Genomic DNA, 17,095 nt, shown 5'->3' on the forward strand with positions numbered 1-17,095 from the left:
CCTATCTATTGAGATGGGATAAGTGCACAGAATCGGTTACGCCGCCTTCAGGTCAGGCAGGTAAAAATTTAAACGGTTCGCTAATTTGAAAATCCGAAGAAACCTCACCGGCATAAATCTCTCCATTCTGGATAGTCAGCTTTTTTATTGGCGCATCGGAATGAAAATCAAGGTTCCTAAAATCCACCCAAAAAATATTTGGTCTGGTTGCCGAGTCGAAATAGTAAATCAGGTTTGTTTGATCAGATACGGTTCTCCATATGGTTGAAGAAATATTAGGCTGTTCTGGTGTGGTAATGCCTAGTGGAACACTTACTGCGCGCATCAGACTTAATACTTCAGCTATTGCCTGGTATTGGAAAGATTGCTTCGGAACTGCTTTTATATATTGAGGAGCAATGGTTTTCGGGATGGCATCCAGCAAAAATGACGTCCTGACAAATCGATCAGAGGCTCGATTCGTGCCAGGTAAAAAGGTAAGTCCTCCGATTTGTTTCCAATAGTCATTTAAAGCAATTTGTTGATCAAAGGTGGGCGAGTTGGTCATTACCTTATAATTTTTATCATGATGAATACAAAGTTTGCCGGAAATATACTCAAATATCGCTGAATCTCCGGATGAATCAGAAACAGATAAGTGGAGTGGGGATAGATCGCCATTCGGCAAGGTAACCGGTATTACATTAAATGTTTCGTTGCTTAATGCCTGAACGACGTCTTTAACATTGGCAAAATTATCCAACACATACTGCAACCACATTGAAATGGCCAAATTAGGACGGGAAGTCACCGGCGTAGGGTAGCTTGATTCCACCAAATAGAGAAGATTCGCAACCAAACCTTTTTCATTCATCCCATCCGAACTACCCGCTTCATAACTTACGGACACAACACTTCCATATTTGGAAATCCATTGTACGGGATTGCAGGTAACGGCACCGCTTCGTGGAATGGCCGCTGGGAAAACATAAAGATTTGTTGACATATCTTCTTTCCAATCCATATTGCGACCAGTAATAACCAGATTGTTGTCACCGACATACACCGCCCTTGTACACATATAAGCCAACCATTCCATATTGAGCCTGTCTCTAAAAAATAGCAGGCCTGGTAAGCCATTGCCAATTTAATCGCTCTCAGGAAGGCTGATCCAAAAGATTTTTATCGCATATTTTTCATTAGGGGTTACGGCGACCTGATCTCCAAAAGCCGTTTAATGCTCTGGAATTTAGCCTGATATTTTTCAGAGGGAGGCGTTTTAAACGATTGCAGGATATTTTCTATAATCTGAATAACAAGCGCACGTTCTTCCGATGATTTTAATAGATGGGGGAGCGTGTTAAAAGCGAGTTCGGGATCATGTTCTATCATGATCGTTTGGGTATGCACAATTTGTTTGATGGCATTGCGATCCAAATGCTTGAGCGCCTCAGATTCGCGCAATTTTTGAACCACATTGGGGAAATTTGTGCCGATAATATAGCCTTGCGTTTTAATTAACAAAAGCAATATTCGCAACAAGGCTTCCGGCACACCACCGTCGCAGATATGGGCAACAACCAGTTGCTCCGCTTTTTCGTTATAATCTTTTTCCACAAAGTGTATAAACCCTTTTTTCTCAATATCCGGTGGCGCCACAAACTGGAGATAACCGTAAATCGCATAAAATATAAGTTCGATAGCATCATCACGCGACGTGCCCAGGACATTCCACATGCCTTCGATAAACGATGAAAAATAAACTTGTTGCTGCAAAAAAAAATTATTTTCAGCAATAGTTATACGATTTTGACGAACAAGGGGTGAGCTCCAAAACACAGGATATAAGAAAGGATTAAGATGACTTAATGCGTATTGATTTTGTCGCAATGGGTGTATTTTTCGCATGAATTCCGCCGTCAATTCATTACTGAAATGACGGATAATCGGGCCGGGAAACAAGTCGTAACTCATCGCGTTGTATTCCGATATCATACGAACATAATTAAATATTTCCTCGTTGTTTTTTTTCCTGCTACTGATATCCGCAATGGATCGTTCTTCAAGATGAGCCAGATAATGCGGGGAGGCTCCGGCATCATCCGTTATTTCGTGCAATTTCAACTCATACAGGCCCGGTCCAAGATGCTCTATGTAATTTAGCAAACCAACGATCTGGTGATGCTCTTTTTTAGCGACAGCGCTTGAAACAAAAATACCTAAATGACCAACACTTTCATGAACAAGATAAACGATAACCTGTCCATCGAGTTTGATTTCCAGGGTATTGGAATACAGATCGGCAATCCAGTTCAAGGCTTGTTCCGGAGGCGTGATGGTATCGCCTTTTGAACAGAAAACAATCACAGGAACGCTGATATTTCTTAAATCCAGATTATTTGATGATTCCCCCAAAGGGATTTTGCCATGAACCAGTTTATTACCAATAAATAAATTTTCGACTATGCCTCGCATCTCGTTCACGTTCATCAGTGAGAACCCACCCCACCAACGTTCAAAGCTCAAAAACCTTGCCTCCTCTTCGTCAATATTAACGAAAAGATTGTAATATTTTTCCCAATAAGTGATTCGGGGATTGGCCATTTCAAAATTCATGACCAGATTCGCCCCATCAAATTTACCATTCCCAAGATCGCCGGCAAGCTGGGCAATCCAGCTGCCCCCCAAAAGCCCTCCCAGGTAACGCATGGGATTTTTTCCATTCTCGCCGCCCCAGTAAGAGAGAGGAGCGCCATTGACGACAGCGACACCGGCAACATTCGAATTGGCGGCCATAAGCGTTAAAATAGCCCATCCTCCCTGACAATTACCTATCACGCAGGGTTTCGGGCTGTCGGGATGACGTAAAGCCACTTCATTTAAAAATTTTTCATGAGCGGCGGTTACATCACCCAAAGTCTGATCAGGCTCCGGGACAGGAAAAAAAATCACAACATAAACCGGATGCCCCGCCCGTAAAGCAACACCCACCTGCGATTCATCCTTAAAGCCGCTGATTCCTGCACCATGTCCGGCTCGGGGGTCAACAATCACATAAGGTCTTTTTGCCGGGTCAATGCGAACGCCTTCGGGAGGAATAATCTCCAGCAGCGCATAGTTAACCGCCCGCTCAAAATACCTGCCATCCATAAGTATCCTGTAAGAAAAAATAAGAACCGGCGGCTGCCCTTCCTCTTCATGCTTGAGATACTGATTACCTCGTTTGCCCATGATGTCCCAAAACAGAATACTTCGCTGCGCGAAATCAGTCATATATTCCACGGCGTCGTTTATTATCATTGGCGACGGATAAGTCTGGGCCTGATTTAATTTTATAAAAGATTGAGCGGCCTGGTTTGCCCGTTCGAGGTTTTTACTTATACACTGGAACCATAAGGAGTTCAGAGACGTGGAATATTCAAGAAACCCTTGAAATTTCTCTTGAATTTTGTGCGCTTCAACAAACATAGGTTACCACCTCTCGATTTACGATATTTTCAATTATAGACACGTTCCCCTGATAAGACAGGCTTTCATATCCCTGAAGCACCAGAATTAGGACACGCCCTAATAGTGCTGTTTTCAGGTAGGTTGAGTTACCTATAGAGAATGAAAATATTGATCACTTTTTTCTCCCAGAATTTCTTCTCGTATCTCCATTATTTTTTTTAAATATATCGTTTCTTTGGAATGTTCATCCACTTGGCATAATTTCTTTTCATCTGGCGTGACCCTCAGTAGAAGCTGCAGATAAGCATCGGAAACCGTCCTTGTGTCATTTAAGAATGTGCTATCTAAAGTGCCGGAAAGGACCAGATCAATAATTTTCTTGTTAATAGTTCCATCACCAATTAACGAATGTCGTAATAATGCGTTACTATCCGGATTATCAACCTGGATTTTAAGATTGTTTAAAGTGTCTGACATCATGTTAAGAAAGATATTTAATCCTTCAATCGGAGTTATTTTTCCAAGTGACGCGTTACCCAGAATTTCCAGGCATTGTTGCCTGCAACTATTTTCCAGAACATCGTCAAAATGATTTAAAAATGGCGGCAACTCAACCGTTGCGTTCAGGCTGTCCATAAAGTGTGTGCCGTCAATCAAGCTCTTGTGTTTTCTTCTTCCAGTTTGAAAAATGGTATTATCAAGTAACGACGGGGTCAGGCTGCTGTGACATGCCTCGGTGATATTTCCAAACCGCCATGCGGGACGCCCCCTGCCGTGCTGAAGATCGGTTTTGCCATTCATCGGTACAAGACCGGTTTTATAATAAGCGATTAACGTATAAAAAAACAAATCAACACGCCTGTTGGCATGTTCTATGAGATTTTTTCGGGATATCACAAGAAGCGCGTCAAAATCATTTTTCCTCGCTTCCAATACGCTTCTTGAATAAGGCAAGGCGAGTGCGGCACTGCAATTATCCTCATAATGAGATCTCCTTCGTTTTCCATGAGCAAATTGCTTGTGTTCTTCTGATTTTAATTTAGTAAAGAGGGTATGTTTTGATGTTTCTTTGTCTGGAGGTGCAGTGTGAACTTGGGAAATATGAAGAGGCGGTTTTTTAGGAAAAAAGGCTTGCGATCTTGCAACGGGTTTTCTACCAATCCTGAACAATCGACTCATAGTTTTCTCCCTGAATTGCCGTTAGGTATCTCTATTCGTCAATAGGTAACAAAAATTTTCTCATAAGCGCTGAATTATTACCAGACATCTATCACTATTCTTCAAAACCCGTCAAGCGCACTGCGCATTACACAACTTTTTTTTCCAGCCATATCACGTCCCAATACCTATCAAATTTATATCCAACTTCACTAAAATGAGCAACTTCAATAAAGCCGAATTTTTTAAATAGTTTTAAGGAAAGCTCATTTGGCACGGTAATACCGGCATAAAATCGATGTCCTTGCAAGGACAAGCGACCTTTCTCCAAAAGCGCCTCTAACAGCAACGAACCTAATCCCCGTCCCTGCCATTCAGGACAACAATAAAGACTCATGTTAAGGCTGGTCTGATAACCGGCCACAGGATTAAACGGCGTGGTTGCACCAAAGGCCAAAACCTCATCCTCCGCATTGACAACAACCAGCAGACAATAAGGACTTTCCTCCTGAAACAATTCAAACCACGGCAACCGCGTTTTCACAGTGTAGGGTTCGTACTCAAAATTAAATACCGAATGTACGATATAGTGGTTATAAATAGAAACAATTTGCTGCCAATCCATCGTTGACGCACGTCGTACTTTCATTGTTGAATTCATTATTACGATCCTTTTTTATCAAAATGAACAGGGCATTTCCATCCGGCTTCGGCTTTGAGTCCCGAATACTGCAACGCCTCGCTGTGCTCTCCCACATTTATCAGGTTTGGATTAATACTTCCGTTGTACTCCATTTCCTTTAAACGCACCGCTTTTTGAATTTTATAAAATAAATCAATTTTTTTAAGATATTTAAATTGATGGTGCGAATTAAAAATCAAAATCGGGTAGGGAAATTTGCGACATTCCCTGGGGTGGTCAGGACACATTCCAATAACAAAATACGCCTGGCCAGCAATACTGTAAGAAAAACAGGGATTATTAATATCACTTGAAACCTCCCTGTCCCAATCAGACTCATCAATGTCATGCAACATTTTTAATTGATTCCACAATAAAATTTCAAATTTTTCAGCGGTCAAAAACCCTTTCTTCGTAAAACAGGCAATAAAACTGGCAAAACGCTTATCAATAGTTGTCCGCATCCCGGCAAATGCCTTGAGAGACTGATACAGCAAGACGGTCGATTTTTCCGTAGCCATTTGATCCAATAAAACAAATTGATATTTCCCTTTTGTAATGGAAGCCTTGGCACCTATACAGGGAAATTTTCCGGATAATACCTTATCGCGAAACAGACACTCAATATCCTTCATTGCTACCTACACTCCCAATGTATTGCTCACTCCCGCAAACGGTACTTGGCTCCCAGCAATTAGTAAAATTAATTATTCTTATTTAATTATTAAAATAATTAATGAATAGAACGGGAAAACACGTCGCCAGGAAAATAAAAATCTGGAAAAATCAGGATGTCCTGAGAGGGTTTTACAGGCGGGTTGCAAACTGCAAACCGCCCAAAATACTTATACGCAAAGGGTGATATCACCGATGGGCAATGCTGTGGGCTACTTGCTAGAAACGATTGACATTGGAAGGTTCACTGCCATATTCAGGCAGAGGATATTGCTCAAGGGCCTCCTCTTTAAAGTCACATTGCAAAGTATAGACGGTCAAAACAAAATTACTTTGTTCCCTTAAGGAAGCGCGACGTTTGATTGACTGCAACATGGCTGCATAATAGTATGTACGCTAGGCTCTGTGCACTTATCTTTTATCGGCTGCAAATTGCGATTAATTTGCTCAAAATACCGCCTCGACAAAAGATAAGCGCACAAAATAATTTTCAGTTACCCCTACCTGGATAAGGACATCCCATGCCAAAATTTTTTGACAGCAATACCAGAACATTATTCATAACTCAGGGCAAAACCCCTCTAAAAGATTTATCAGAAAATCCATTGTTAGAAATTCCCGCACCGGACTCAAGGAGCGCGTCTGATTTTCGCAACCACCATTCCAGTACTGTCCGTACTTACGTATCCACCAAAACCGGAGATATACTGGAAGGTCGCTACGATACCTCTCATCAAACCAATGCTGACCTGGAAGAAGTTGAAAATACCATTTATTGCCCTTAAATAATTAGCGCGCTGGCAACAGGACAGGATCAGAGGGTAGCCCGTAAGGAGGCCTGCGGCCGTATTGCGGGTTTCATAGTCCAATATTGTCCCGGGAGAACCGAACGTTTTCCCGCATTTCGGCTTCGCCTTCATGGCAGGCTACAGGAAACACTACAAAAAAGGGACTAATCACATCCCTTTTTGCAACAGATAAAAGATAAGTGCACAGAACCTAGCGCAATACTATACCTGCCGGTCCAATAAACCCCATGCCAAGAGAGGGCTTGCACTGTGAGAGTTCTCCGTTGGGAGGCGTTGTATTGCAAATAAATACTTGATTGGTGATTTGATTGGGCACATAAGCGACCTGACCGGAACTATTAAATCCCACACTTCCGGTACCCTCAAACGGACCATCGGTAGCCGAGCAGTTATCCAGAAATCCGGTTCCATCTTCCCGGATACCGCAAACAATAATTTTTCTATTACCGGCGTTGGCGATGTAGGCATGCCGCCCTGTTGGACTCAGAGTTATCCCTTCCGGCGCATCAAAATTGCTGCCTGACGAATTGTCACAAGCATGTACCATTTGACCGCTGACACGACATACGGAAACAGTGCTGGTTAATCTGTTGGCTATATATGCCAATGTTCCCAGAGAATTAACAGCCATATCAGACGGAGCCGCAAACGTCACACTCAGGTTATTGATACATGCGCTTAACTGGCCCGTTGTTCCATCGACTAAACAAGAGATTACGCCTGCGCCGCCTAAATTAGACGTGTAAATGATTGTTCCGTCAGGACTGAATGCTATGCCGGTTGGAAAATCAAATCCGGCGCCACCGGCATCGGCACATCCGTATAATGCTCCGGTCGACTGGTTAACCCGGCAAATTGAAATCGAGTTCGTGCTGGTGTTTCCAGCATAGAATAAAGTTCCGGCAGGGTTAAAGGCAATCGCTTCCGGAGCACCGAGCCCGCCGGCTGTAACCGTACAGCGGGTAAGAAAACCGGTGGCGGGATTGGCCTGGCAGAACGAAATAGTGCTGTTAAACTGATTAGCGACGTAAGCAAACTGGCCTGCGGTGGTCGTTGAAACGGCTAATGTGTTCTGCTGGCTTGGTTGGTAGCATAGTAAAGGATCCGGATTGGGATTGGTTGGCCCAATGGTTTTGCACACGACAGGACCACCACTGATACCGGACGAGGGCACCTGACTGCCATTAACAAGCAACGTGAGCGTGCACGTTTGCCCGGGCGCCAATATAAATGGATTGGAACAATCACCTGCACCATTTGTTATTTGGCTGGCGCCCTGGATTGCTTTCATCGTCAAGGTGCGTGTGATTCTGCTTTGGTTGGTTACCTGATATTGTACTGTTTCCATAAAATTAACGGGTAATAACAGCGAAGTAATAGAACCCGGGACCGGGACAATATCGAAAAGTGGTTTTGATGCCTTGATAATGGATGAGGAGAGCATGAGCAGGCCTGTTACGAGTGCTAATATGCTGCCAGATGGACGTTTCATCGATTATCCTTATATTTATTCCAGATCACGGACATCACACCGGTTTAATTTCGTGGTGTTGGCCAAATTAAGCCATCGCCATTTTTAGATTGATATATGGGCCGTTAAAATTAAATGGCCTGCTTGTAGCTTCCGTAGAAACTATCGCCATGGTTCCCGTTGAAAACTCGGGCGTCACAATAACGGTTCCAGGTTGCACCAGGGTTCCCGGATTAATTGTGGATATTGCATTTAGATAAGCCGCTATGCGATAACCGGCTTCTATTGTCAGATTAGGCGAGCCAGGTTTCTGATAATTATAAAACACGCCCAGTTTGCCATCAGCACCTGGAACGACCTGTGTGGCATTGGGTGCTGTTATATTCTGGTGGCTGGTTCCAATGCCCAGAGTGGTTAACCGCGCGGATGTGGAGGTGAAATTATCCTGTGTTTTAATTCTTCCGACGGTCAGTGATCCTGAAAATTGACCAAGAATCCCAAACCCGGAATCCATCTTATATTGCACATTAACGCCCACGTCCGGTCCTGCACCCAGATATTCCGAAACCGTTTCGGTTTTAAATGAAAAGGAAGGATCCGGCGGGAGTGGGTAACTGTAGGGTGTGCCCGGAGTTCCGGCGTAATCACTGAACGTTGTGGTAACTCGCTGATTTAAACGCAAAATATTGAGGCCGCCAAAAAATTTTGCTTGTAAATGCTGCCCGTACGTCACCATTTTTACGGCATTTACCAATACACCGTCAAACTCAAACCTGGCTTTACTGTCTACTCTTTTGATACCAAAAACAGGAGGACTCATTTCATAAGGGGGCGCAACAAACTCGACCGTTGATAAGTCAGTATTTCGAGAAGCCTGTTTAAAGGAAGTGTCGGTGGAGTCCAGATGGATCCAGTCCACTGCCGCACCATAAGGCGTTTGAGGAACCGCGTAGTTGAACCCTAATTCGAATGCGGGGGAATAATCAGGATCAATAGCCTGATAATGCCAGCTTTGATAGTAAGGCTGTGTGCCCGAGACAAACGTTGCGTATTTTAGATTGTCGCTGTAGGGTTTGATATATAGCAATCCGGCATAAAAATCCGTTTTGTTACTGTCTGCTATTTCTTTACGGATTGACGTCTTGCTCGATATATTTTGAGGCTTGGCATCAGGTGTTGTCGCCGTGACTCCCATCACTGAGTAACATAACAGCAAGGATGTCAGATTAATGGTTACAAAAATACGCCTGGATACAATCATATCAATTCCTTTTTATCCGGTCTCAAAAAAACGCCTCCGGTACGTCAGCACAAAATCATGGGCACGTATACCAGATTCTGAAATGCTCTTGCACACGCCACTCGACTCTTCAGCCTCGCGGTCAAAACTGCGGATCCATGCGCGTTTCTATAGATTTACGATGACTCGCCCGTCAACTCTTGAAATGACGGGCCAGGAAAGCCAAGAATTCTTTCATACAACATGTATTTGCGATGCTTTAAGAAAAAATACCAGCGCAACAATATCAAGCCAGAAAAATATAAGCAAGACTATTTCAGAGCAGGAATGCCAATGACAGGATCCGCGCAGATTTTACCGAATGGAGAAGACAATGACAAACAATATGCCATTAACATTTTGATTTAGAACAGGAAACTCCAACAGCCAGTAAACTCCAGCCAATAATAAAGCATGCGCCACCAATTGGGGTAATAATTCCAATGGTGTTTATTTGCAGCAAACTTATTAAATATAAACTCCCTGAAAAAAATAGAATGCCCATGAAAAAAAACCATCCTGATATTTGTATCAGTCGTTTATTAAAGTGCAATAAAATCATCCCGACGAATAATAAAGCCAGGCTATGGATGAATTGATAAAAAATCCCGGTTTGAAAAACATGGATCTGGTATTTTGTTAGTTTTTCTTGCAACGCGTGTGCGGCAAATGCACCCAATATTGTGGCTATCATGGCAGATAAAGCCCCAATAGCGATAAAACGCCTGGACATTATTGTTTCAGAAACAGAAGCTGTCATTCACTATCCCAAGTAGATTTTTAAAACTGCAAATAAATGTAATCGATTTTTTCCAAATTCGCCCGTAAGCAGATTTTTTTCATCATCGCGAACTCGCATCACCATTCTGCCTTAAAAAATAATCATTGCCTATTTACCTTCTATCCCCTGCAGCCCGTCATTTTTTCTTACACAATCCCTGCGGTTCAATACCTAAAGCGCTGTTAAATTTACTCGACATATTCTGAAAGGCAATCAATGCGGTAAGCTCTACAATAGCCGCTTCATCAAAATGTTCTTTTAATTGTTCAAAACAGGTATCCGTCACCTGCTGCCTGTTATCGGTCATTTGCTCGGCGTAATCAAGGGCGGCGATCTCGTCCGGTGAAAATATCGTCGACTCTCGCCATCTCTCAAGCGCGTCAGCTTTTTCATTGTTTTTGATACGTTTCATTATAATTAATGAATTCAAATCCACACAAAAAGAACACCAGTTCATTTGCGATACCCGTATGCTGACCAACGATCGAATAACCGGGGAAACCGGAGAACGCTTGCGCTCAAGGACGCCAACGATGCTGATAAGGGAAAGAAAAAGTCCTGGAATACTGGCCCATACTTTAGCAGGCTCCAGATACTGGCCATATTTTCGCTTCTGATTCCAGAAAAATGGCTTCAAGTACCAGGGGATTTTTTGAAAGCGGTTCTCTGACAAACGCATTTTTGGCTCCTTTTTGCTATTTTTCCATCATCAACAAAACGTTCCATTTTTATAAAATGGCATTCAAGCCGGTTTCATCCCCATGTCGCGCCGAGTGAATGATATCATTCATCCCCGGCGTCTTTTTACAACTTGTGTTTTAAATAATTAAATACACGCGCGGCAAACTGCACAACCTTATACTCCCGTGCTTTAAAAACGTTATCAACCGGCGTATTAAAAAGATGGTTGGTGTAATTCGACAGGGTTTTTACCGAAATCGCCAACACAATATCAAGCAGTTGTTTTTCACTGTATCCGGCGTTAAGAAAATCTTCAACCACAGACGATTCCGGGCGACCACGGGATAAGAGCATTTCTCTCGTCATACTGGCCAGGGCGCTTAGTTTTTTATCCTCAATCGATTTATCCTCACGAATGGCATCGGTAACTTCCCGGGGAACATTGGAATAAAAATCCGCCATGGTGGAATGTGCGGCCATACAATACTCACAGCCATTCTCGTAACTAATGACCAGAAAGACCACTTCCTGCTCGGCGGGAGTAAAACCGGAATGTTCACGAAAGCCCTGATAGCCATCCATATAAGATTTCAGAATTTCCGGAGCATTGGCCATCGCCTTGTAAAGATTGGGGATCATTTTGAGTTCCTTTTCCGAGCGCTCAAATAATTCCTTCGCCTTGTCATCCGCATCGTCTTTGCCTTTCAGGGCTGTCTTCATTTGATAATATTCCGCCATGATGATCTCCTATCGTTAATCATGTTGTTTTTTAATGCCCAGGCTTAACAGCGCGTCCTTATCCCGCAGGAGATAAAGACTCAAGCAGGCGGCCCACATGGGCAGGGCTGCAAAAAATAGTAAATGATTGCCGGTAAAAGGGGTGACATAGGCGCCAACGGACGAGAGAACTGAAATGGTGTGAAGAATAAAAACAATTAAATAAGTGATGGATTTAAACAGTCCAAGAACAAAGCCTATAAGCAATAATAGCTCAAGGACGCCTAAGATTTGCATCAAATGTCCCATAACGCCCGACAAACCATAAAATTTGTCATAAACTGCGCTTGCGTGTTCCGGACGGATCAGCTTATCTATCGTCCACATCAGCATGACAATAAAAACAGTCATTCTCATACCAAACAGCGAAACCGCCAGTTTTTTCTCAAAATTCATATTTTCTCCTTGACTAGCGGCCATTGATATTCCAGTTGTAATAGTAAGCAATCGATTGCTGTTTATTTAAAAGCTGTTTTTTAAGTTCGGGTTTGGCAAACCCGGCAATGTGCTTTAAAACCTGCGATTCATTGACGCCAAAATCTTTTTGATACCATTGATATATTTTTGAAAGCCTTAAGTGGTTCGACTCGACTTGAACCCCATAAGGGCTGTTTACATATTCACGTGCCGCATTTCTCATCAGTTCCTGACTGTTTTTGGCAGTAAACACCTGAGCTTGCAATTGCGGACAGCTCATAGACGCGCAGTTCAGCGTGTAATGCAACAAGGGTGTATTCCAGATGGGCCGCAAGATTCGATGCTCAATATCATTTAAAGTAATTTTTTGCCCTTCAATAGTGGCGAGCGGTGCATCCCAGGGGCCAAAACTAAAAAATCCAGGGGAGATATTAATCCTGGTAATGCTCTCAACCGGCCAGTGTTTGAGTATCAGCTGGATGGTCAATGCGTTATACAAATTAATCCAGTAGGCCAGTTGTTCTTGTTTATTGAATGATCTTATGGGAAGACTTGTAAGCTTTTGGATGTATTGATTCAAAGCCTGCCTGTCTTTAGTGGTTACCTTACTGTAACGCACTTGATTAACGCCATTTGCCCCTTTAAATAAATAACGATTTAAAAATTCCTGATACGTTTGGTGGGAAATAGTATCAAAACTGTTTTTATTGGAAATGTTCCAGAACGACCAAATATTTTTCTGAGGCGCGCTAAAAGATGTACTGATGAATAATAGAAAGCCACCAAGAATACAGGCGATTTTTTTAATCATGAGACCAACTCCGATTAAAGATTTTGCCGGTTGCAACCAAGGCAATATGGAACAGCCCTGTTACCACCATAATTTTTGTAACCATGAAACAAGTTTGAGAACCTTTTTGGAAAACAGCCTGGGTTTGTAAAACTCACCGGCAACTTGTTTACTGACCTCACTCAAAGTTGGGTAGGGTGCGATGGTATCGGTAAATGCACGCAGGCTTTTGCCTTCCCGAACGGCCATGACCCAGGGCAAAATAAGTTCGCCGGCATGCAGCCCGACAATGGTCACCCCCGCAATTTTGCCTTTTTTATCGGTAAGCACTTTGATTTTGCCATTGGTTTCATCTTCCGTTTGCGCTCTGTCGGATCGACTGAATGGCCATTCGGTCATGATAAAATCCGAACGATCACTGATATCCGATTCGGCTTTTCCCACATGAGCCAGTTCCGGATACGTGTAGGTTACCCAGGGAACGGCCTCATAGCTCGCTTTGGCCGGGATCTTGAATACGATATTGCGCAGCACAATGCCTGCCTGATAGGAAGCCATATGGGTAAATTGATAGGGGCCTGCGACATCGCCTATGGCGAAAATATGTTTTTGGCTGGTCTGTAATCTGGCATTGACTGCAATACCTGTTTTTGTGGAGGAGACGCCGGCCTTGTCAAGATGCAAGCGTTCCACGTTCGCACGCCTTCCGGTGGCCATTAAAAGATGCGAGCCTGTAAGAGTTCTATCTTCTGAGGATGCCGTCATTTTAACATCGATGGTGGATTCATCTTTTTGTATCACTTCATTAACTTGCGCGTCTTCCAGAATATCTATTCCCATACCCTGTAGCGATTGTCTTACAACCGCCACACAATCCTTGTCGTCTTTAGGCAGTATGGTCATCGCCTCTATGATAGTGACTTTGCTGCCCAGCATGGCGAAGGCTTGTGCCAGCTCGCAGCCAATGGGCCCGCCACCAACGACGATTAAATGTTCGGGCAGAACGCTTAAATCAAAAATGGTTTCATTAGTCAGATATTTTGTAGAATCAATGCCCTTAATAGCGGGAACAAACGGCGAGGAGCCAGTCGCTATGACAATTTTTCCGGCTTTGATGGTATGCGCGCCCGCTTTAATCGTGTTTGCATCAAGAAATTGCCCTTGCTCCTGAAATACCTTCACCCCTAAAGATTCAAAGCGCTCGACGGAGTCATGCGGTTCGATGGTTTTGATAACCGAGTGGACATGTTGCATCACTTTGGTAAAGTCTACGGATTTAAACTCGGCTACCACTCCAAACTTTGGCGCCTGATGCCGAGCCTGGTATATGGACTTGGCTGCGGCCAACAGGGCTTTTGACGGCACGCAACCATAATTCAAACAGTCCCCACCCATTTTATGGCCTTCAATCAAAGCAACCTTAAGACCCAGCTGGGCGGTACCCGCACTCAAACTTAATCCACCAGAACCACCGCCAATAACCGCTAAATCAAACACGTTATCGTTACTCATATGCCTGTTCCTTTTGTTCCTATTCCCGATGCTTAATCAGGGCGTGTCCTAAAAAAATTGCTTAATAAGGCGAACCTGCGCTTTTAAAGTATTGCTGTCGTTGGTAGCACGAGCCAGGGATAGCAACCCGAACAGGTTGGCAACCAAAAACTGACAGCCGTCTTCAATATCCAGATCCTGGGAAATATCGCCTGCCGATTGAGCAATTTCCAGGGCATTACGGAACAAATTGGTCAGGCTCCGGATAAAGGTATGAATTTTTTCCACGATATCCGGGGAATACAGAGGTGTATCAGTAGCGGCATTAATATAAAAACACCCGTTTTTTAACCAGCCATTCTCACTTAAGACGACAAACTGATCAAAAAACGCATGGATGGCTTTTATTCCGCCGGGTTTTTGCTGTAAGGGAGCCGTGAGCTGACTGGTAACTTCTTTTTCATACTGCTCCAGCATTGCTGTAAAAAATGCGTCTTTGTTACCAAATTGATTATAAATGGCCGCGCGGCTAAGGCCGCTGGCTTTCACCAAATCATCGATAGACGTTTTAAAGTAACCTTGCTCCCAGAACAAAAGCATGCAGCGATTGACGGCATCCTGATTTTGCACATCCCTTTTGTACGTCATAGCTATCCTGCCAAGAATGATCGTTCTAAACTAGAATAGTCGTTCTGCGTTGCTCATGCAACTGTTAACAGGTAAGAGATATTGGTTCGTATGTAATCCTGTCATTATTCTGTATTCGTTGCATTGCCAATAAGATAACCTATGGGTTTTAAAGTTGATATTTCATCAAAAATGGCTTTAAAGATAGCTAATACCGGAAGTGCGAAAAGAACCCCGGTCAAACCGAGTAACGTCCCGCCTAAAATCAATCCCAAAATGGCCGCAAAGGGGTTTATGCTCACCTGCCTGCCGACAATATTCGGTGTAAGGAAATTACCCTCAAGAAATTGCACCAACATAAAAACAGCCAGAACACCGACGGGATACCATAAGGAATCTTTTGTGAGCAAAGCAAAGATCATGGGCAGAAGAGAACCTATCAAAATACCGATGTATGGAATGAGGGTCAGAATGGCCGCCATGACTCCAAAAATCACCGCGTTGTTGATGCCCAAAATAAAGAGACCAATCGAGTTCAAGGTAGCGACAATTAGAATGATAAGAGATAAACCAAACACATAATGCCTGACCACCAGCGGAATTTTCTTTATGATTCGTTTTAAAGTTGAATGATGCTCGGGACGAATCACCTTAAATAAAAAAGAGACCAGAAACCTGCGGTAATAAAGCATAAAAATCAATGAGATCGCCAATAACACCAGCGAACTTAAGAAACCAGTTGTAAATGATAGTGTGTTGTTAATAAAAGAGGCACTGTTTTTTAACGCTGAGGTATAAAATTCCTTGAGTAAAGAGGCCTGCTCTTCAGGATTGATGTTCAATGTATCCGTAATTAAATGCTGCATTTTTCCAGAAACGCCATTGTATGTGATTTTGATGGAATCCAGTGCAAAGTCCATATTTCCAATTTGGAACGAGAAGAAAATGACGATACTCAAAATAATGAATAGCAAAAGAACCATGCAAAGAATCGAGCTTAACAGCCGTGGTATCTTTACCCTTTCAAAATGCCTGGCCAGGGGTTGCAGTGCCAAAGCCAGTATAAAAGCTGCCAATAAGGGATTTAAAAGGCTGCTGGAAACCACCAACGCATATCCGGTTAAAATCATGCTGGCGATAAAGTAAAAATACTGGGCAAAAAAAGTCATACGTTTCTTTTTTTTATATGGGCTCTTCTAACCATATTCCTTTTCCGGACAAAAATTCAATAATCTGGATTGAAAAAATCGCGTTGACCAGCCCTGTTAAAGTGGCCATTTTTTATCCATTGCCAAAACGGGCAGGTTAGGGCGTGTCCTCATTCTGTTTCGCGAGCTAAAAGTTGGGATAATTTAGCGCAAATTGCAGATTGAATGAGGAGAATAGCCAGCCCTATTTGACGAATTCAATCTGTCATTTGAGCAAATTATTACAGGTTTTAGTCGTGAAACAGAATGAGGACACGCCCTAGTATTTGAAAAATACCTTTTGATGAACTACGTTGGGTGTAAGCGGTTTGATAAAGATCGTTTAAACAAAAAAAAACATTAAGGACCATCTCATGAAAAAAATAGCGCTATTTTTATCTTTTATAACAGGATTTTCATTTTCATTAATGGCTACCGCCGCGACCAACAACACCGTGCAGCAAACGCCAGCGACCAATCAATCCGCTTCAAACGTTAGTGAGAGTGACTTGAACAAGTTTGCCAATGCCCATAAAGAAGTCATGCAAATTCAACAAAAATATCAACAACAAATACAAACCAATCAAGATCAGAAAGCTGCTGTACAGTTACAGCAAAAAGCCTATATGGAAATGAGTAAGGCGGTTGAAAACAATGGGTTAACAACTCAGCAATACAGCCAAATTGCACAACAAATACAACAGAGCCCTCAATTACAGAAAAAACTTCAAAATATGCAATAATGATATTCTCTGAATGATCTCATGATGAATTTTTGAAAATTTGTCGTGGGGTCTTATCCGGATCGGAATAAAGCTGATCGCAGCCATAATCAACAAGG

At 42.9% G+C, this 17,095-nt stretch carries 17 protein-coding genes; 2 read left to right on the plus strand and 15 right to left on the minus strand.

Annotation, left to right across the window (positions count from 1 at the left end; translation table 11 throughout):
* Nucleotides 1-52: 52 nt before the first annotated feature.
* The 5 genes from CKW05_RS13180 to gntA all read right to left on the minus strand — a co-directional run bounded on the left by CKW05_RS13180 (nucleotide 53) and on the right by gntA (nucleotide 5,904).
* Entirely contained in the window at nucleotides 53-1,078 is a 1,026-nt protein-coding gene (locus CKW05_RS13180) for a linear amide C-N hydrolase (RefSeq protein WP_058483051.1), read from the minus strand.
* 107 nt (nucleotides 1,079-1,185) lie between these two features.
* Nucleotides 1,186-3,447 carry a DUF3141 domain-containing protein gene (locus CKW05_RS13185; RefSeq protein WP_058483050.1) on the minus strand — a complete coding sequence of 754 codons (2,262 nt, stop codon included), beginning with the start codon at nucleotides 3,445-3,447 and terminating at the stop codon, nucleotides 1,186-1,188.
* A 132-nt stretch (nucleotides 3,448-3,579) separates the two neighbouring features.
* Entirely contained in the window at nucleotides 3,580-4,608 is a 1,029-nt protein-coding gene (locus tag CKW05_RS13190; RefSeq protein WP_058483049.1) for a hypothetical protein, read from the minus strand.
* Nucleotides 4,609-4,735: 127 nt separating this feature from the next.
* A complete protein-coding gene (locus CKW05_RS13195) occupies nucleotides 4,736-5,248 on the minus strand; it encodes a GNAT family N-acetyltransferase (RefSeq protein WP_058483048.1) in 513 nt (170 codons plus the stop codon).
* A gap of 2 nt (nucleotides 5,249-5,250) precedes the next feature.
* Complete coding sequence (gntA, locus tag CKW05_RS13200; protein ID WP_058483047.1) at nucleotides 5,251-5,904, minus strand: guanitoxin biosynthesis heme-dependent pre-guanitoxin N-hydroxylase GntA; 654 nt, start codon at nucleotides 5,902-5,904, stop codon at nucleotides 5,251-5,253.
* A gap of 561 nt (nucleotides 5,905-6,465) precedes the next feature.
* Here gntA and CKW05_RS13205 point away from each other — a divergent pair.
* A complete protein-coding gene (locus CKW05_RS13205) occupies nucleotides 6,466-6,729 on the plus strand; it encodes a hypothetical protein (protein WP_058483046.1) in 264 nt (87 codons plus the stop codon).
* A 214-nt stretch (nucleotides 6,730-6,943) separates the two neighbouring features.
* Here the strand turns inward: CKW05_RS13205 and CKW05_RS13210 are convergent, their stop codons facing one another.
* The 10 genes from CKW05_RS13210 to CKW05_RS13255 form a co-directional block, all read right to left on the minus strand.
* Nucleotides 6,944-8,245, minus strand: coding sequence for a lactonase family protein (locus tag CKW05_RS13210; protein WP_058483045.1), 1,302 nt, complete (start codon nucleotides 8,243-8,245; stop codon nucleotides 6,944-6,946).
* Between the two features lie 67 nt (nucleotides 8,246-8,312).
* A complete protein-coding gene (locus CKW05_RS13215) occupies nucleotides 8,313-9,485 on the minus strand; it encodes an Lpg1974 family pore-forming outer membrane protein (RefSeq protein WP_058483044.1) in 1,173 nt (390 codons plus the stop codon).
* 370 nt (nucleotides 9,486-9,855) lie between these two features.
* A complete protein-coding gene (locus tag CKW05_RS13220; protein ID WP_058483043.1) occupies nucleotides 9,856-10,263 on the minus strand; it encodes a DUF423 domain-containing protein in 408 nt (135 codons plus the stop codon).
* A gap of 157 nt (nucleotides 10,264-10,420) precedes the next feature.
* Complete coding sequence (locus CKW05_RS13225; RefSeq protein ID WP_058483042.1) at nucleotides 10,421-10,963, minus strand: carboxymuconolactone decarboxylase family protein; 543 nt, start codon at nucleotides 10,961-10,963, stop codon at nucleotides 10,421-10,423.
* Nucleotides 10,964-11,088: 125 nt separating this feature from the next.
* Nucleotides 11,089-11,703, minus strand: a complete 615-nt coding sequence (locus CKW05_RS13230; protein ID WP_058483041.1) for a carboxymuconolactone decarboxylase family protein — start codon at nucleotides 11,701-11,703, stop codon at nucleotides 11,089-11,091.
* A gap of 15 nt (nucleotides 11,704-11,718) precedes the next feature.
* Complete coding sequence (locus CKW05_RS13235) at nucleotides 11,719-12,138, minus strand: hypothetical protein (protein WP_058483293.1); 420 nt, start codon at nucleotides 12,136-12,138, stop codon at nucleotides 11,719-11,721.
* Nucleotides 12,139-12,151: 13 nt separating this feature from the next.
* Nucleotides 12,152-12,970 carry a DUF547 domain-containing protein gene (locus CKW05_RS13240; protein WP_058483040.1) on the minus strand — a complete coding sequence of 273 codons (819 nt, stop codon included), beginning with the start codon at nucleotides 12,968-12,970 and terminating at the stop codon, nucleotides 12,152-12,154.
* Nucleotides 12,971-13,030: 60 nt separating this feature from the next.
* Entirely contained in the window at nucleotides 13,031-14,461 is a 1,431-nt protein-coding gene (locus tag CKW05_RS13245) for a dihydrolipoyl dehydrogenase family protein (protein ID WP_058483039.1), read from the minus strand.
* A gap of 48 nt (nucleotides 14,462-14,509) precedes the next feature.
* On the minus strand, nucleotides 14,510-15,088 hold the full coding sequence (locus CKW05_RS13250; protein ID WP_058483038.1) for a TetR/AcrR family transcriptional regulator: 579 nt from the start codon (nucleotides 15,086-15,088) through the stop codon (nucleotides 14,510-14,512).
* Between the two features lie 104 nt (nucleotides 15,089-15,192).
* Nucleotides 15,193-16,236: an AI-2E family transporter gene (locus CKW05_RS13255; protein ID WP_065238387.1), complete on the minus strand. Its 1,044-nt coding sequence runs from the start codon at nucleotides 16,234-16,236 to the stop codon at nucleotides 15,193-15,195.
* Between the two features lie 392 nt (nucleotides 16,237-16,628).
* Here CKW05_RS13255 and CKW05_RS13260 point away from each other — a divergent pair, with 392 nt between their 5' ends.
* Nucleotides 16,629-16,997: a DUF4168 domain-containing protein gene (locus tag CKW05_RS13260; RefSeq protein WP_058483037.1), complete on the plus strand. Its 369-nt coding sequence runs from the start codon at nucleotides 16,629-16,631 to the stop codon at nucleotides 16,995-16,997.
* The last annotated feature ends 98 nt before the right edge of the window (nucleotides 16,998-17,095 follow it).

It is taken from the genome of Legionella spiritensis, assembly GCF_900186965.1.
Taxonomy (GTDB): domain Bacteria; phylum Pseudomonadota; class Gammaproteobacteria; order Legionellales; family Legionellaceae; genus Legionella_C; species Legionella_C spiritensis.

What these genes read in the sequence shown, in the direction of transcription:
- CKW05_RS13250 (WP_058483038.1), bottom strand. Translation starts at nt 15,088, where the DNA reads ATGACGTACAAAAGGGATGTGCAAAATCAGGATGCCGTCAATCGCTGC.
- CKW05_RS13215 (WP_058483044.1), bottom strand. Translation starts at nt 9,485, where the DNA reads ATGATTGTATCCAGGCGTATTTTTGTAACCATTAATCTGACATCCTTG.
- CKW05_RS13185 (WP_058483050.1), bottom strand. Translation starts at nt 3,447, where the DNA reads ATGTTTGTTGAAGCGCACAAAATTCAAGAGAAATTTCAAGGGTTTCTT.
- CKW05_RS13230 (WP_058483041.1), bottom strand. Translation starts at nt 11,703, where the DNA reads ATGGCGGAATATTATCAAATGAAGACAGCCCTGAAAGGCAAAGACGAT.
- CKW05_RS13255 (WP_065238387.1), bottom strand. Translation starts at nt 16,236, where the DNA reads ATGACTTTTTTTGCCCAGTATTTTTACTTTATCGCCAGCATGATTTTA.
- CKW05_RS13225 (WP_058483042.1), bottom strand. Translation starts at nt 10,963, where the DNA reads ATGCGTTTGTCAGAGAACCGCTTTCAAAAAATCCCCTGGTACTTGAAG.
- CKW05_RS13195 (WP_058483048.1), bottom strand. Translation starts at nt 5,248, where the DNA reads ATGAATTCAACAATGAAAGTACGACGTGCGTCAACGATGGATTGGCAG.
- CKW05_RS13205 (WP_058483046.1), top strand. Translation starts at nt 6,466, where the DNA reads ATGCCAAAATTTTTTGACAGCAATACCAGAACATTATTCATAACTCAG.
- CKW05_RS13210 (WP_058483045.1), bottom strand. Translation starts at nt 8,245, where the DNA reads ATGAAACGTCCATCTGGCAGCATATTAGCACTCGTAACAGGCCTGCTC.
- CKW05_RS13180 (WP_058483051.1), bottom strand. Translation starts at nt 1,078, where the DNA reads ATGGAATGGTTGGCTTATATGTGTACAAGGGCGGTGTATGTCGGTGAC.
- CKW05_RS13190 (WP_058483049.1), bottom strand. Translation starts at nt 4,608, where the DNA reads ATGAGTCGATTGTTCAGGATTGGTAGAAAACCCGTTGCAAGATCGCAA.
- CKW05_RS13245 (WP_058483039.1), bottom strand. Translation starts at nt 14,461, where the DNA reads ATGAGTAACGATAACGTGTTTGATTTAGCGGTTATTGGCGGTGGTTCT.
- gntA (WP_058483047.1), bottom strand. Translation starts at nt 5,904, where the DNA reads ATGAAGGATATTGAGTGTCTGTTTCGCGATAAGGTATTATCCGGAAAA.
- CKW05_RS13240 (WP_058483040.1), bottom strand. Translation starts at nt 12,970, where the DNA reads ATGATTAAAAAAATCGCCTGTATTCTTGGTGGCTTTCTATTATTCATC.
- CKW05_RS13260 (WP_058483037.1), top strand. Translation starts at nt 16,629, where the DNA reads ATGAAAAAAATAGCGCTATTTTTATCTTTTATAACAGGATTTTCATTT.
- CKW05_RS13235 (WP_058483293.1), bottom strand. Translation starts at nt 12,138, where the DNA reads ATGAATTTTGAGAAAAAACTGGCGGTTTCGCTGTTTGGTATGAGAATG.
- CKW05_RS13220 (WP_058483043.1), bottom strand. Translation starts at nt 10,263, where the DNA reads ATGACAGCTTCTGTTTCTGAAACAATAATGTCCAGGCGTTTTATCGCT.